Raw genomic sequence first — 17,405 nt, 5'->3', positions numbered from 1 at the left:
GTGCGGGGCTCCTTACGGTGGGCAGGAGGGGCACCCGGCCGGGCCGCCGGCGCCCCTCCGCACCACGCGTCACCGCCGCAGGAGTTCCTGCGCGAGACTGGACTTGTCGACCTTTCCGACGGCGGTGAGCGGGAGGCCGGTGACCTGGACGACCTCGTCCGGCGCCTTGTACGGAGCGAGTCCGCGCTCCCTCAGATGGGCGGCCACCTCCCGCGCGTCCGGGGCCTCGCCGTCGCAGACCACGAAGGCGACGGTCCGCTCACCCCGGCGTTCGTCCGGCACACCCACCAGCGCCGCCGCCGTGATCGCGGGATGGGTGAGCAACTGCTCCTCCACCTCGACCGCGGCGATCTTCTCGCCACCGCGGTTGATCTGGTCCTTGATCCGGCCCACCACCACGAGGTGCCCGGTCGGCAGCCGCCGCACGACGTCGCCGGTCCGGTAGTGGCCGTCCGGGGTGAACGCCGTGCGGTTGTGCTCCTCGGCGCGGTAGTAGCCACGCAGCGTGTACGGCCCGCGGGTGAGCAGTTCCCCCGCCGAACCGTCCGGCACGGGCCTGCCGTCGGCGCCCACCACGAGGATCTCGTCGTCCGGGGAGACGGGCCGGCCCTGGGTGGCGCAGACGAGGTCCTCCGGGTCGTCGAGGCGCGTGAGGTTGATCAGCCCCTCGGCCATGCCGAAGACCTGCTGCACGGTCGCCCCGAGTGCCGGACCGAGTTTCCTGGCGTGCTCCTCGGGCAGCCGCGCCCCGCCGACCTGCACCACGACGAGACTGCCCAGGTCCCAGGCGCCGGAGGCCGCCTCGTTCACCCAGTGGGTGACGAGCGGCGGAGTGAGGGAGGTGAGGGTCACGCGCTCCTGCTCGATGAGCGCGAACGCCGTCTGAGGGCTGGGGTCGGGGGCGACGACGACGGTCCCACCGGCCAGGAGGGTGCCGAGCACGCCGGGGCAGGCGAAGGTGAAGTTGAACCCGATCGGCAGCACCGCGAGGTAGACGGTCCGCTCGTCGAGGGCGCAGACCTCGGCGCAGGCGCGGGCGTTGTACGCGTAGTCGTCGTGGGTGCGCGGTATGAGCTTGGGAAGGCCGGTGGTGCCGCCGGAGAGCAGCAGGAGGGCGACGTCGGCCGGGTCCGCTCCGCCGTCATCGGTACCCGGCCCCCGCACGGCGTCCGGCGAGGTGTCGGCGGGCGTCGGGGAAGAAGCCGTCCGCAGCGCCTCGAAGGAGACGAAGCCGCTCTCCTGGCCGGGATCGCCGACCACGACGACGACCCGCGGCGAACGGCCCCGCCCGTGCTCCCCCCGTACCGAGCGCATCAGCTCCCGGTAGTCGAACCCGGCGTGCCGGTCGGGCACCACGCAGGCCACCGCGCCCGACACGCGTACCAGGTGACCGATCTCCCGGCGCCGGTGGCCGGGCATGGCGTGCACCGGCACGGCGCCGACGCGCTGAAGGCCGAACCAGACCAGTACGAACTCGGCGCGGTTGGGGAGCTGGACGACGACGCGGTCGCCCCGCCCGATCCCGAGACCCCTCAGCCCGAAGGCCACGCGGTCGGCCTCGGCGTCCAGGTCCGCATAGGTCCACCGGCGGTCTCCGTCGACGAGGGCGACACGGTCGCCGTGGGCGGCCGCCGACCGGCGCAGCCGGGCGCCGAACGTCAATCCCTGCCAGTGGCCCGCGGCTCGATAGCGCGCCGATTCCGCCTCGGTCCAGGTCTGTTCGGTCTCGGTCATGGGGTCCTGCCTCTCGTTTCCGGGCCACGGGCTCTGGCGCCGCGGGCCCTTGTGTGACTACGATGCGAACTATAGAAATGATAATCATTTCCATCTAGGGTGATTGCGGCCCCCCTTCGAAGCCCCCGCGCGGCGCAGTCACCCCACCCGAACCCTCCGACCGAAAGGTCCCCGCAGTGAGCGATGAAGCAGTCGTCCAGGCACGAGCAGCGGCAGACGAGGGGGCCCGTCACGCGTCCGGCGCGGTGCGGGAAGCGGTGGCACGCGCGTTGGAGCTGACGCCGCACGAGCTGGACGACGACCGGGACCTCTTCGAACTCGGCCTGGACTCACTGACGTTGATGTCCCTGGTCGGTACCTGGCGGCGCGCGGGCAGCACGGTCACCTTCCAGGACCTCACCCGCACTCCCACACTCGGCGCCTGGACGGCCCTGCTCGCCCATGAGCGCGCCGCCGAGGAAACCGCCACGACACGACCTGCCACCGCCGGCACGCTCGCCTCCACCGAAGCGCCGGGTTCCGACACCGAACCCTTCCCGCCGGCGACGATGCAGCACGCCTACTGGATCGGACGCCAGGACGGACAGCCGCTCGGCGGCGTCGCCGCCCACTTCTACGTCGAGCTCGACGGCCACGACGTCGACCCCGCCAGGCTCGGCACCGCCCTGCGCGCTCTCGTACGCCGCCACGGCATGCTGAGGGCCGTCTTCGACGAGGACGGGCGGCAGCACTACGGCGCACCGGGAGACCCCCTCACCGTGCACGACCTGCGCGAGCGCGATCCGGGTGACGCCGAGGCCGAACTGGAGCTGCTGCGCGAGCGCAACACCCACGCCCGCCCCGACATCACCTCCGGCGACGTCTTCCGAGCGGGCCTGTGCCTGCTGCCCGACGGACGGACCCGACTGCAGATCGACCTGGACATGATGGCCGGCGACGCGCTGAGCCTCAGGGTCCTCCTGTCCGACCTGCGCCGCCTCTACGACTGTCCCGACGACCAGCCCCGCGAACTCGCCCTGGACTACCGCCGGTACCTCGCCGAGCACGACGCCCGGCGGACGGCGGAACGCGAGCAGCACGCGGCCTGGTGGCGCGAACGCCTGCCGGAGCTGCCCCGCGCCCCGCGTCTGCCCATGACCGTCGACCTGCTGACCCCGGTCGACGCCGACGACCCCACGCTCACCCACTCACGGCGCCTGCACCACTGGTTGGGCCCCGCCGACAAGGCCGCCCTGATCAGCGTGGCACGACGGCACGGCGTCACCCCCGCCGCCGCCCTCGCCACCGCGTTCGCCGAAGTCGTCGCCGCCTGGAGCGACAGCCGGCGCTTCCTGCTCAACCTCCCGCTGTTCGACCGGCAGATGATCAGCGAGGACGTCGCCGGCCTGGTCGGGGACTTCAGCAGCTCGGTCCTGCTCGACGCGGACATGAGCGAGTCCCTGCCCTTCTCCCGGCAGGCCCGCGGCCTTCAGGAACGCCTCCAACAAGGCATCGCGCACGGTGCGTACGGCGGGGTGGAAGTGCTGCGGGACCTCGCCCGCGCCGAGGGAGCCCCCGTGCTGGCCCCGGTCGTCTACACCAGCGCCATCGGACTGGGCGAGATCTTCGAGCAGGACGTCCAGAAGTCCTTCGGCCGCCCCTGCTGGATCATCTCCCAGGGCCCCCAGGTCTACCTGGACGCCCAGGTCACCGAGCTGGACGGCGGCCTCCTCCTCAACTGGGACGTCCGCGACGGCGTGTTGGAGGCCGGGGTGCCGGACGCCGCGTTCGACGCCTACCGCGGCCTCATCACCCGCCTGATCACCGACCCCGACACCTGGGCCCGGCCGGTGGACGGCCTCCTCGCCCCCGACGTCCTGCCGAGACGCGCGGTGGCCGCCCTGCCGCCCGTGCCACCGCCGGACCGCGCCCTGCACACCCGGTTCTTCCGGCTCGCCGAGACGGAGCCGGGCCGCGTCGCCGTCGTCAGCACCGGCGGCGACACCCTCACCTACGGCGAACTCGCCGACACCGCCCGCAGGATCACCGCGCTCCTGCGCGAGCACGGGGTACGCGAGGGCGACACCGTCGCGCTGACCCTGCCCAAGGGCGCCGCCCAGATCGCCGCCGTCCTCGGCATCCTGGCCGCGGGCGCCGCGTACGCCCCCGTCGGCGTCGAACAGCCCGCCGTGCGCCGCGAACGCATCCACTCCGTGGCCGGCGCATCCGCCGTACTCACCGACCGGGAGCACGCGCCACTCGGCGAAGGGGTCTTCGCGGCCCCGGTACTCCTCATGGAGGACGCCGTGACCCGGGAACCCGCCCCCGTGGCCCAGCCGGATCCCGCCCTGCCCGCCTACGTGCTGTTCACGTCCGGCTCCACGGGACTGCCCAAGGGCGTCGAGGTGTCGCACCGCGCGGTCGTCAACACCGTCGAGGCGATGGAGGAGCAGCTCGGCCTCGGCCCCACCGACCGCACCCTGGCGGTCTCCGCACTCGACTTCGACCTCGCCACCTGGGACATCTTCACCCCCCTGTCGCTCGGCGGACAGGTCGTCACGATCGATCAGGACCACCGCCGCGACGCCCACCACTGGGCCCGCCTGGTGCGCGAGCACGCAGTGACGCTGGTGCAGTGCGTGCCCGCCCTGCTGGACCTGCTGATGGCAGCCGGGGAGGACGACGGCCTCGGCGACCGCCTGCGCATGGTCCTGATCGGCGGGGACTGGATCGGTCTCGACCAGCCCCGCAGGCTGCGCGCCCTCGTGCCCGGCTGCCGTTTCGTGGCGCTCGGCGGCATGACGGAGGCAGCCGTCCACTCCACGGTCTTCGAGGTCGAGGAGACCGACCACACCTGGAAGTCGGTGCCCTACGGCGTTCCGCTGCGCAACATGCGGGCCCGGGTCGTGGACGGACGGGGACGCGACTGCCCCGACCTCGTCCCCGGCGAGCTGTGGATCGGCGGACGGGGCGTGGCCAACGGCTACCGGGCCGATCCCCGGCGCACCGCCGAGCGCTTCGTCGAGCACGACGGCGAACGCTGGTACCGCAGCGGCGACCTCGCCCGCTACCGGCCCGACGGCGTACTGGAGTTCCTGGGCCGCGCCGACCACCAGGTGAAGATCGGCGGTCACCGCATCGAACTCGGCGAGGTCGAGTCCGCACTGGAGCACGACCCCGCCGTACTGCACGCGGTCGCCTGCGTCCTGGACACCCCCACACGGCACCTCGCCGCGGCCGTCTCCGCGCCCGGGGCCGCACCGGACCCGGACCAGGTACGGCTCCGGGCGGCGCGGCGGCTCCCCGCCCACATGGTCCCCGAGCGGCTCGCCGTGCTGCGCGACCTGCCGCTGACCGCCAACGGCAAGCTGGACCGCGCTGCCGTCCGCCGAGCGCTGACCGAGGCGGCCGGCGACGACGCTCCTGGTACCTCGGCACCGGTCGGAACGGTGGAGACCGCGGTGGCGGCCGAATGGGCCGACCTGCTCGACGCGGCCGAAGTAGGCCGGGAGAGCAGCTTCTTCCTGCTCGGCGGCGACTCGCTCGTCGCGACCCGGATGATCGGCCGACTGCGTGCCACCGGGTTCCCCGGCGCCCGCGTCGCCGACCTCTTCGCCCGCCCCGTGCTCCAGCACTTCTGCGAGACGCTGCACCCCGAAGCGGTCGACGGCGCCGAGACGGCACCCGCCCCCGCCCTGGCCACCGACCCTGACCACGCCCACGAGCCCTTCCCGCTCACGGACGTCCAGGCCGCCTACCACACGGGCCGCGACCCACGCTTCACCCTCGGCGGCGTCGGCACCTGGCACTACACGGAGTTCGACGGCACGAACCTCGACCTGGACCGGCTGGAGCACGCCTGGAACACCCTCGTCCGACGGCACGGCATGCTGCGCGCGGTCGTGGAGGACGGACACCAGCGCGTCCTGCCCGACGTACCGCCCCTGCGCATACCCGTGACGGACGTCCCGAAAGACGACGCCACCGCGGCGCTGGCCGGCCTGCGCGCCCGCCTGTCCCAGCAGGTGCGCGACCCCGCCCGGTGGCCCCTCTTCGCGGTCGAGGCGGTGCGCTACCACGACGGCGTCACCCCACGCACCCGCGTCGGCGTCGGACTGGACTACCTGGTCCTCGACGCCCTCTCCATCACCACGCTCTACGCCGAACTCAACGCGCTCCACGCCGACCCCGAGCACGAACTGCCGCCCGTCGACCTCTCCTTCCGCGACTACCTGACCGGGCTGCCCGCCGACCCGGACTCGGCCGAGCGGGCCCGCGCCCACTGGCAGGCGCGGCTGTCCGAACTGCCGCCCCCGCCCCCCCTGCCCCTCGACCGCGACCCCGCCACCCTCGACACGCCCGTCTTCACCCGGCGCCGGCTGAGCCTGCCCGCCGAGGACTGGCAGGCCGTCAAGCGGGACGCGGCCCGGCACGGACTCACCCCGTCCACCGTCCTGCTGGCCCTCTACGCGGAGGTCCTGGCCGTCTGGAGCGGAACCGACGCGCTGACCGTCACGCTCACCCTCTTCAACCGCCGCGACGTCCACCCCCACATCCACCGCGTACTGGGCGACTTCACCTCGCTCTCCCTGGCCGGGTACCGACGCGACGACGCGACCTGGCTTGCGGCGGCCGGAGCACTGCAACGCCGCCAGGCGGAGGACCTGGACCACCTGAACGTCCCGATCGACTGGCTGCTGCGCGAGTTCGGCCGCCGTACGGGCACGGTGGACGCCGCTGCGCCCGTGGTGTTCACCAGCGCCATCGGCGTCGGCGACGCGACGCTGGCCGGCACGGACACGGGCCTGCCAGCGAAGGTCTGGGGCATCTCGCAGTCCCCACAGGTGTGCCTGGACAACCAGGTCACCGAGGAGTCCGGGAGCCTGGTCGTCACCTGGGACGCCGTCGAGGAGCTCTTCCCCGAGGGCGTGCTGGACGCGATGTTCGACGCCTACGGGGGGCTGCTGCGGTACGCCGTCGCCGGTGACTGGGACGCGCCGCTGCCCGACCCGGTGCCCGCCGCCCACCGTGAACGGCGAGACGCCGCCGCACGGGAGGCCGTCCTGGAGCCGGTGGCTCCGCGTCCCCTGCACGAGGCGTTCTTCGCGCACGCCGAGGCCACCCCCGACCGCACCGCCCTCGTCACGACGGCCGGGGAGGAGGTGACCTACGGAACCCTCGCCGACCAGGCGCTGCGCACGGCCGCCGCGCTCGGTGACGCGGGCGTGGTTCCGGGCGAACTCGTCGCGGTCACCGTGCCCAAGGGACCGGAGCAGATCGCCGCGGTCCTCGGCGTCCTCGCGGCGGGTGCCGCCTACGTACCGCTGAGCCTCGAACAGCCCACCGCGCGGTTGGACCGGGTACGCGCCACCGCCGGGTTCCGCGCCGTGGTGGGCGACTGGCCCGCCGCGGGGAGAGCGGCTCCCCGCGCCCTGTCCGTCACGGCCACGCGGGACCACGAGCCGCTGCCCGCCCCTTGGAAGGTGCTTCCCGAAGCGCTCGCCTACGTCATCTTCACCTCCGGTTCCACCGGCGAGCCCAAGGGGGTCCAGATCACCCACGCGGCCGCCCGGAACACGATCGCGGACATCAACACCCGGCACGGCATCGGCGCGGACGACCGCGTGTTCGCCCTGTCGGCGCTGGACTTCGACCTCTCCGTGTACGACGTCTTCGGGCTGCTCGGCGCCGGCGGCTCTCTCCTGCTGCCCACCGAGGACCAGCGCCGGGAACCGGCCCGCTGGCCGAGCCTGCTCGACCGGTTCGCAGTGACCGTCTGGAACACCGTCCCGGCACTGCTCGACCTGCTCCTCGGCGCCGACGAGCAGGAGACGCCCAATATGTCGGAGGGCGCCCGACTCGCAAGGCTGAGGACGGCACTGGTCTCCGGCGACTGGATCGGCCTCGACCTGCCCGGCCGACTGCGCGAACGGACCGCGGGGCGCTGCGCCTTCGTCGCCATGGGCGGCGCGACCGAGGCCGCCATCTGGTCCAACACGCTCACCGTCGAGGACCTGGACCCCCGTTGGGTCTCCATCCCCTACGGACGTCCACTGACCGGGCAGCGCTACCGCGTGGTCGACCGGTACGGGCGGGACTGCCCCGACTGGACGCCCGGCGAACTGTGGATCGGCGGCGAGGGACTGGCCGTCGGCTACCTCGCCGACCCCGCCCGCACCGCCGAGAAGTTCGTCGAACAGGACGGGCGGCGCTGGTACCGGACCGGTGACCTGGGCCGGTTCCGGGGAGACGGGCTGATCGAGTTCCTCGGCCGCCTCGACAACCAGTTGAAGATCGCCGGTCATCGCATCGAGGCCGGCGAGATCGAGGCCGCGCTGGAGTCCCACCCGGCCCTCGCCCGGGCCGCCGTCGTGGCCGTGGGGGAGCGCACCGCCAACCGCCTGGTCGCCTTCGCCGTACCGAACGCGCCGACGCCACCCGCGGAGCCCGACGGGGCGGTGGAGGCGGAGACGACCGTGCGGGACCCGGACCTCACAGAGAGCCTCTTCGCCCTGCTGGCCGAGCGAGTGCCCGTCTACGCGATCCCCTCGCGCATCCAGTTGCTGCCCGCCCTGCCGCTCACCGCGAACGGCAAGGTCGACCGGGGAGCCCTGGCCGCCGAGGCGGAACCCGACACCGCGCCGGCCGAGGCCGAACCGCCCCTCGGCGAGACCGAGACGGCCGTCGCCGACCTCTGGAGCGAGTACCTGCCGCACGGGACCCCGGACCGCAACGCCAACTTCTTCGCCACCGGCGGCGACAGCCTCACCGCGCTGCGCCTGCTCACCGCGATCGAGCGCCGCCTCGGGGCCGCCGTGCCCGCCCGGCGCTTCTTCGCCGCACCGACCGTCGCCGCGCTCGCCGCGGACATCACCAGAACGCTCGCGGCCCACGGGACCGCCTACGAGACCGGAGAGCTGTGAACATCGCTGAACTGCTGGCCCGTTACGCCGACGACGGCGTGGTGCTGTGGGCCCAGGACGGACAACTGCGCTTCCGCGCCCCCCAGGGCCGGCTCACCGACACGCACCGGGCCGAACTGCGCACCCACAAGGAAGCCATCCTGCGCCACCTGGAGGCGCAGGAACCGGCGCTGCGCGCCGACCCGGAGCGCCGCCACCAGCCGTTCCCGCTCACCGACATCCAGGCCGCGTACCTCGTCGGCCGCACCGACGCCTACGCCTACGGCGGTGTCGGCTGCCACGCCTACGTCGAACTGGAATACCCCGACCTGGACGTGGCCCGCGTCACCGCCGTGTGGCGGGAACTGGTCCAGCGGCACGACATGCTCCGCGCCGTCATCCACCACGACGGCCACCAGCAGGTCCTGGCCGACGTGCCCGCTCTCGACGTCGAGGCCGACGACCTGACCGGCCTCCCGCCCGCCGACGCCGAGGCGGAGGTGGAGCGCACCCGTGCGCGGCTGTCCGCCCGCGAGAAACCCACCGACCAGTGGCCGCTCTTCGAGGTCCACGTGAGCCGGACCGCCGAGCGGGCCGTGCTCCACCTCGCCTTCGACATGCTGGTCGTCGACCACGCCAGCCTGCGCATCCTGCTCGCCGAGTTCCAGCGCAGCCACCGCGGCCGACCCCTCTCCGAGGCGCCGCGGATCACCTTCCGCGACTACGTCCTGGCCCGCCGCGCCCTCACCGACACCGACGCGCACACCCGCGACCGCGCCTACTGGACCGAACGGCTCGACCTCCTGCCGCCCGCGCCCGAACTGCCCCTCGCCGAAACCTGGGAGGCGCGCGTCGGCGAGCCGCAGGCGACGGTTCACCCCGCTGCACCGGCCGAGCCGGGCACCTTCCGCCGACTGGAGGTCCTGCTGCCCGCGGCCGAACGGAACCGCCTCACCGAGCGGGCCGCCCGGCGCGGGCTCACCCTGCCCACGACGCTGCTCACCGCGTACGCCGAGACGGTCGGCCACTGGTCGCGCACCGGCCGGTTCACACTCAACGTGCCGACGGTGGACCGGCCCGATCTGCACGAGGACATCGGCCGCCTCGTCGGCGACTTCACCTCGCTCGAACTGCTCGCCGTGGACCTGGACGCCCCGGCCGCCTTCGCCGAACGGACCCGCTCGCTCGGGGAGCAGCTCCTGGAGGACCTCGCGCACCCCCTGTTCACGGGATCCGAGGTACTCGCCGAGCTGTCCCGCCGGGCCGGGGCCCCGGTGCTGATGCCGGTCGTCTTCACCAGCGCCCTGGGATCCGGCGCCACCTCCGAGGGCGTACCCCCCGAGGTGACCTACGCCGTGACCCGGACGCCGCAGGTCTGGCTCGACTGCCAGGTCATGCACCGCGGCGACACGCTGAGCCTGTCCTGGGACATCCGCGAGGGCGCCCTCGCCCACGGTGTGGCCGACGCGATGTTCGAGGCGTACACGGGCCTCGTACGGGCCCTGGCGGCCGAGGGGGAGGCCGGCGACGCCGCCTGGGACGCCCCGGCCGGCATCACGCTGCCCGAGGAACAGGCCGTGCGACGGAACGCCGTCAACGCGACCGAGGGACCACTGCCGGACTCCCTGCTCCACGAACCCGTCCTCGCACAAGCCCGGGCCACCCCGGACGCGATCGCGGTCCGCACTCCCGAACTCACCCTCACCTACCAGCAGCTCATCGCCCGCGCCACCGCCGTCGCCGACACACTGACAGCGTCCGGACTGCGGACCGGGGAGCCCGTGGCCATCTGGGCGGACAAGGGCTGGGAGCAGGTCGTCGCGGTCTTCGGCACGCTGATGGCGGGTGGCGCCTACCTCCCCGTGGACACGGCCCAGCCGCCGGCCCGCCGGGACACGATCATCGCGGACGCGGGGGCCCGCACGGTTCTCACCCAGTCCTGGCTCGCCGAGATCGACGATCTCCCGGCGGACGTCACCGCCGTCGCCGTCGACCTCCTGCCCCAGGACGCGCGGGCAGCGCCCGACGCGAGCGGAACCCCGCGCGACCCGGACGACCTCGCCTACATCATCTACACCTCGGGCTCCACCGGCACGCCCAAGGGCGTGATGGTCAGTCACCGGGCCGCCCTCAACACCGTCGAGGACATCAACCGCCGCTACGGCGTCACCGCACGCGACCGCGTCCTCGGCATCGCGGGACTCGGCTTCGACCTGTCCGTCTACGACCTGTTCGGGCCGCTCGCCGTGGGCGCCCGCCTCGTCCTGCCCGCCGCCGACCGGCGAGGCGACCCCTCCCACTGGGCCGAACTCGTCCGCGACCACGGGGTCACCGTGTGGAACTCGGTCCCCGGCCAGCTCCACATGCTGTGCGACTGGCTGCGCTCCGATCCTCCCGCCGACGACACCTCACTCCGACTCGCGCTGATATCCGGGGACTGGATACCGCTCGCCCTGCCGGACGAGGCCCGTGAGCTGCTCCCCGGCCTGGAGATCATCTCCCTCGGCGGTGCCACCGAGGGCTCCATCTGGTCCATCGCCCACGCCGTCGACGCGGTGGACACGGCCCGGCCGAGCATCCCCTACGGCAGGCCCCTGACCAACCAGACCTTCGCCGTACTCGACCGGCACCTGCGAGCACGGCCCGAATGGGTGCCGGGGGAGCTGTTCATCGGCGGCGCCGGTGTCGCCCTGGGCTACTTCGGCGACGAGAGCCGCACGGCGGAGCGGTTCCTCACCGATCCTGCCACCGGACGGCGGCTCTACCGCACGGGTGACCTCGGGCGGTACCTCCCCGACGGCACCATCGAATTCCTGGGCCGCGAGGACGCCCAGATCAAGATCCGCGGCTACCGGGTCGAACTCGCCGAGGTGGAAGCCGCCGTACAGGCGCACCCGGAGATCGCGGCGGGCGCCGTCATCGTGGACGACTCGGCGGCAGGCGGCCGGCGCCTGGCCGCGTTCGTGGAGACGGCCCGCAAGGACGGCACACCCGACGCGGACGCCGGCCGCTCCGGTACACCGACGACCCGGGCACAGGCGCGCGCCGCCGCCGCCGACGCCGTACGGGAAGCCTCCACGGCCGTCGACGCCGCACGGCTCACCGAGTTCCTGGCAGCCCTCGACGCGGTGGCCCTGGCGGAGATGACCCGTGTCCTCGACGCCTGCGGGGTGTTCGCCGACGGTGCGTCGCGCACGGCGGAGGAGGTGGGCACGGCGCTCCGTGCCACCCCCCGCCACCGGCACATCGTGCGGCGCTGGCTGCGCGCGCTGGCGGCACGCGACCGGCTCACCCACCGGGAGACCGACGACACGTACACCGGGCTCGTCCCCGTCCCCTCTCCCGACGCGGAGCACGACCGGCAGCGGGCCGCGGAGCTGGAGCACGAGATCGGCTGGAGCACGGAACTGCTCTCCGTCATGCGCACCTGTGCCGAGCGGCTGCCCGAGCTCGTCTCCGGGGAGACGGGCATCCGGGAACTGCTCTTCCCCGGCGCGGCGACCGAGGCGGCCGACGCCGCCTACCGCGACAACCTCGCCATCCGGCACCTCAACCGTGCGGTGGTCGCCGCGCTGCGCGAGATCGCCGCCGGCCACACCGGCGAGGAGCGGCTGCGTGTCCTGGAGGTGGGCGGTGGCGTCGGCGGCACCACCGGCGAACTGGTGCCCGTCCTCGCCGAATACGGCGTCGACTACCTGTTCACGGACGCCTCCGCGTTCTTCCTGAACGAGGCCCGCGAGCGCTTCGCCGACCACACGTGGGTCCGCTACCAGCGTTTCGACGTCGACGAGGACCCGCGCGCCCAGCATTTGCGGCCCAACACCTTCGACGTGGTGATCTGCGCCAACACCCTGCACGCCGCCGCCGACGCGGACGCGGCCGTGGGCCGCATCCGGGAACTGCTCGTGCCCGGTGGGCAGCTGGTGTTCGTGGAGAACACCCGTGACGAGAACCTGCCGCTGATGGTCTCCATGGAGTTCCTGGAGGTCTCGGGCCGGACGTGGACCGACGTCCGCGAGCACACCGGCCAGTCCTTCCTCACCCACACCCAGTGGCGCGAACTCCTCGACGCGCACGCCGCGTCCGAGGTCACCTCGCTGCCCGACCCCCAGGACGCGTTGGCCGCGACCGGCCAGGAGGTCTTCCTCGCCACCCTGAAGGGCGACCGGCACCACGTCCCGGTGGGCGAACTGGCCCGCACGGCGGCGACCCGGCTCCCGGAGTACATGCTTCCCTCGGTGTGGCAGGTCGTCGACACCCTGCCCCGCACGGCCAACGGCAAGACCGACCGCGCCCGTCTGCGGACCTGGCTGCCTCGCGAGAGCGCCCCGGTCGTCGTGGACGAGAAGCCCAAGGACGACCTGGAGCACGCTCTCGCCGACCTGTGGTCCGAACTCCTCGCCGTCGACCACGTCACCCGCAACGACGACTTCTTCGACCTCGGCGGCGACTCACTCCTCGTGGCCCGCATGGTGGGCCGGCTGCGCGAACGCGAATCACGCGCCGCCGACCTGGAGTGGGAGGTCGTGCTGCGCCACATGCTGCGCCGCCCGACGGTCGCCGGTCTCGCCGCGTTCCTGCGCTCCCTGGCCGGCCCCGAGGACGCGCCGGCCGCCGGCGCGGTCCGTACGAACCCCGTGATCCCTCTGCACGGCGCCCGGTCCGACGACGAACCCACGACCGTGCTCGTGCACGCCGGCACCGCGACGATCATGCCCTACCGGGCACTGATCACCGAGATCCGCCGCCGCTCGCCCGGCCTCGCCGAAGTCGTGGGCGTGGAGGTCCCGGACCTGAGCGGCTTCCTCGCCGCCCCGCCGCAGGGACTGATCGAGCAGATGGCGGCCGACTACGCCCGCGCCCTGACGGCCGACGGCCGCAGCCGCTTCCACGTCGTGGGCTACTGCCTGGGCGGCCTGATCGCCACCGAGGTGGCCCGCAACCTCGCCGAGTCCGGCGCGGAGGTGGAAAGCCTCACCGTCATCAGCAGCCACAGCCCCCGCTTCCGGCTCGACGACGAACTGCTCGCCGAGTACTCCTTCGCCGTCATGATGGGCATCGACCCCGCAGACCTCGGCTTCCCCGACGACCAGTACCGGGTGGCCGCCGCGGCCGACGCGGTCCTGGCGGGCAGTCCCGGTGTCCTGCCCGACGGCGGACTCGCCGCGCTGCCCGAGGAGTTCGCGGACGTCGCGGGACGCTTCCGGCACCTGGCCGGCACCCCCCGAGCCACCCGCATCGCCCGGATGTGCGAGGCGGTGCCCGCATCGGCCGGAACCTACGAACCCGACCACATGACACGGCTCTTCCTCGCCTTCCGGCAGAGCGTCTTCGCCATCACCCGCTACGACGCCGAACCCTACGCCGGAGACATCACCTTCCTGCGCCACGACGGGGCCTACCCCTTCCCGGGCAGCAAGGACGCCGTCACCACCTACTGGGAGGAACTCACCCTGGGCGACCTGGACATCGTCGACATCGGCGGCGACCACTACAGCTGCCTGTCCGTCGAGCACGCGCCCGGCATCCTCAAGACCCTCGCCGAGCTGACCCGAGGGGCGATCACCCGATGACCAAGCCTGTGATCGGGGTCCTGGGCGCCTCCGGCGCGGTCGGCCGGGCCGCCGTACGCGAACTGCGCGCCCTCGGCCACACGGGGCTCCGCCTGGGCGGCCGAACCACGTCCGCCCTGTGCGCGGTCGCCGAGGAAGCCCCGGCCGGACACGATGAGACGGTATGGGCCGACGCCACCGCACCGGACGGCCTGCGCGCCTTCACCGACGGCTGCGACATCGTCCTCAACTGCGTCGGACCCACCTACCGGCTCCGCGCCACGGTGGCCTCCGCGGCACTCGACGCCGGCGCGCACTGCGTCGACGTCGCCGGGGACGACCCGGCCGCCGAGGACCTCCTCAAGGGCGACGACCCGGCCCGCGACGCCCGCACCGTCGTCCTGTCCGCGGGCGCCCTGCCCGGCCTGTCCAGCCTCCTGCCCCGCTGGCTCGCGACGCGGGGCGGCCTGGACGGCGCCACCGCCCTGACCGCCTACTGCGGCGGCCTGGAGCCCTGTTCGCCGACGGTCGCCCACGACCTGATGCTCTCCCTCAGCACGGGAGGTGCGGACGGCGCGGCCTACGGCGAGGCCCTCGCCGCCGTCCGCGACGGCCGGCGCGTGTCGCGTGCCCTGCGCACCGACGAGGACACCGTGCACGAGGCGTTCCGCGGCCGGGTCGCCGTACAGCCCTACCTCAGCGGCGAGAGCGAACGCCTCGTCACCGTGCTGGGCCTGGACCGGCTCGACTGGTACAACGTTCACCCCGGCCCCGCCGTACGCGCGCTGCTCAGCCTCCTGCCGGGCCGTCTCGCGGCGGGGGAGGACCCGGACGGGCTGGCCGAGCGGCTGATCCTCGCCGCCGACCTCGACCTGGCCGGGCGCAGACCCTACTACGTCATGGATTTCGAACTGTCCGGCACGGCGTCGGGCACGCCCGCCGCCGCGGGAGCGACCCTGCGCGCGGCCAGCAGCTACCGGCTCACCGCCGCCGTGGGCGCGCTCGCGACGGACGCGGTGCTGCGCGGCGGGGTGCCCGCGGGTGTGCACTTCGCGTGCGACGTGCTGGACCCGGACACCGTGGTGGGACACCTGCGCTCCCACCGGGTCGCCGACCTCCGGCTCTCCGGAACGGCCGCCGAGGCCGAGCAGATCGAGGAGGGTGTCCTGTGAGCACCCCGGAACCCTTGCGTGTCCTGGTCTGCGGCACCAACTTCGGCCGCTTCTACGCCGAGGCGGTGCGCCGGCGCCCCGGATACACCCTGGCGGGCATCCTGAGCAGGGGGTCGACGGCCTCCCGGGCGTACGCCGAAAGCCTGGGCGTCCCCTTCTACGCGGACGCCGACGACCTCCCCGCCGACATCGACGTCGCCTGCGTGGCGGTAAGTTCGTCCATCTCGGGCGGCCAGGGCACCGACCTGGCGCGGGCACTCATGGACCGGGGCATCCACGTCCTCCAGGAACACCCCGTCCACCTGACCGAGTTGACCGGCAACCTCAAGCACGCACGCAGCCGGGGCGTGCAGTACCGGCTCAACACCCACTACCCGCACGTGGCCCCGGTCCGCTCCTTCGTCGAGGCCGCCCGGCGGCTCGTCGCACGCCAGCGGCCCCTGTTCCTGGACGCCGCCACCCCGATCCACCTGCTGCACCCCTTGGTGGACATCCTCGGGCAGGCCATGGGCGCCCTGCGACCTTGGCGTTTCGCGGCCCCGGCGCCGCTGCCCGCCGAGATCGGGCCGCAGCCCTTCCGCTCCCTGCACGGCGTCTTCGCCGGCGTGCCCCTGACCCTGCGGGTGCACCACCAGCTCGACCCGTCCGACCGGGACAACCACGCCCTGCACTGGCACCGGATCTCCCTCGGCACCGAGGGAGGTGTGCTCACCCTGGCCGACACCCACGGTCCCGTCCTGTGGAGCCCGCGCCTGCACATCGGGCGGGACGCCGACCGCCGCTTCGTCCTGGACGGGCCGGGCACCGGCCGACTGGGGCTCGGAAGCACGGCGGTGGTCGGCGACACGGGGACCTTCCGCACGGTCTTCTCCCACCTGTGGCCGGAAGCGATCGGCAGCGCGCTCGACGGGCTGCGCGACGCGGTCGCGCAGGGCGGCGACGCCCTGCGCGCAGGCCAGTACGACCTGGCCGTGTGCCGCATCTGGAGCGACCTCGCGACCCGGCTCGGACCCCCCGAGATCGTCCGGCCGGCCACGCCCCGGCCCCTCGCGGTGAGTGACGTCTTCCCCGCGCCGCAACGGTTCCCGCACGATCCCGGCACCCCCCGCCCCGAATCCGCCCCGCCGTCCGGCGACGCGAGTTCCGGCCCCGGGAGACCGGCACCGGCCCGCCCGGCGGACACCGCCGCGTACTCCCCGTCCGCCGAGTTCTTCGACCTGGTCGCCGCCGAGCACACCGCGACCGCGAGCGCCCCGGCCGTCGCCGCACTTCTCGCCGACGCCGACCTCGGCACCGGGCCGGTGGTGGACATCGGCGCCGGCACCGGACTCGTGACCGAGGCCGTCGCCCGGGCCCGGCCGGACGCGGAGATCATCGCCTGCGAACCGTCCGTCGGCATGCGTGCCGTGCTCACCAGCCGGGTCTTCAGCGACGAGGACCTGCGGTCCCGGGTGACCGTCACCGCGGACGCCGCACCGGACCTCGACCTGCCCGACCGGATCAGCGTCGTGCTGCTCTGCGGAGTCCTGGGCCACCTCGACGCCGAGGGGCGGGCCAGGCTGTGGCGGCGGGTGACCCAGCGGCTGGCGCCCAATGGCCTCGTGATCGTCGAACTCATGCAGTTCGAGGAACCGACGACCCTGGACGAGACCCGGCTCGCCACCGCCACCGCCGGACGCCACCGCTACGAGTGGTCGTTCCGAGGCGCACCCGACGAGGCGGAGGACGGCGTGATGCGCCTGCACTCCACGTGGCGGGTCTACCGGGACGGAGCCCCGCAGGCGGAACGCGAGGTGCACGACTCCTACCGCTGGGAGCCCTTCGGCCTGAAGGACGTGGTCGCCGAGTCCGGCATGACCGCACGCACCCTCCCCACCCGCCCCGGAGCACCCCCGCTGGCCGTCCTCACCCGGGGCCGGGACACACCCGACCCCGCCGCCGCACCACCCCTGCCGTACGCCCGGACCGCGCCCGGAGCCCAGGACACCCCTGGCAGCCCGGCCTCCCCGGACGGCCCGCGCACCGACACCCCTCTCGTCTCCTCCTCCACCGACGGCTAGGACCTC

At 73.7% G+C, this 17,405-nt stretch carries 5 protein-coding genes; 4 read left to right on the top strand and 1 reads right to left on the bottom strand.

Annotated features, from left to right (window positions below; translation table 11 throughout):
• Positions 1–69 precede the first annotated feature (69 nt).
• Complete coding sequence (locus BJ961_RS18560) at positions 70–1,734, bottom strand: (2,3-dihydroxybenzoyl)adenylate synthase (protein ID WP_271413912.1); 1,665 nt, start codon at positions 1,732–1,734, stop codon at positions 70–72.
• Positions 1,735–1,910: 176 nt separating this feature from the next.
• Here BJ961_RS18560 and BJ961_RS18555 point away from each other — a divergent pair, with 176 nt between their 5' ends.
• Genes BJ961_RS18555 through BJ961_RS18540 form a run of 4 tightly spaced genes read left to right on the top strand, consistent with a single transcriptional unit; the run spans position 1,911 to position 17,399 of the window.
• Entirely contained in the window at positions 1,911–8,636 is a 6,726-nt protein-coding gene (locus BJ961_RS18555) for an amino acid adenylation domain-containing protein (protein ID WP_381161017.1), read from the top strand.
• The gene (locus BJ961_RS18550; RefSeq protein WP_271413911.1) at positions 8,633–14,188 is read left to right on the top strand and encodes a non-ribosomal peptide synthetase; all 5,556 of its coding nucleotides are present in this window, start codon (positions 8,633–8,635) and stop codon (positions 14,186–14,188) included. The genes BJ961_RS18555 and BJ961_RS18550 overlap by 4 nt, the downstream gene beginning before the upstream one ends.
• Positions 14,185–15,339 (top strand): saccharopine dehydrogenase NADP-binding domain-containing protein, encoded by a 1,155-nt coding sequence (locus BJ961_RS18545; protein WP_271413910.1) that lies wholly within the window; start codon positions 14,185–14,187, stop codon positions 15,337–15,339. Before BJ961_RS18550 ends, BJ961_RS18545 begins: the two co-directional genes overlap by 4 nt.
• Positions 15,336–17,399: a Gfo/Idh/MocA family oxidoreductase gene (locus tag BJ961_RS18540; protein ID WP_271413909.1), complete on the top strand. Its 2,064-nt coding sequence runs from the start codon at positions 15,336–15,338 to the stop codon at positions 17,397–17,399. The genes BJ961_RS18545 and BJ961_RS18540 overlap by 4 nt, the downstream gene beginning before the upstream one ends.
• Positions 17,400–17,405: the final 6 nt, after the last annotated feature.

The sequence above is a fragment of the Streptomyces lienomycini genome (genome assembly GCF_027947595.1).
Lineage (GTDB): Bacteria > Actinomycetota > Actinomycetes > Streptomycetales > Streptomycetaceae > Streptomyces > Streptomyces lienomycini.
The sequence above is the reverse complement of the archived record's forward strand: the minus strand, read 5'-3'. Positions and strand labels throughout refer to the sequence as shown.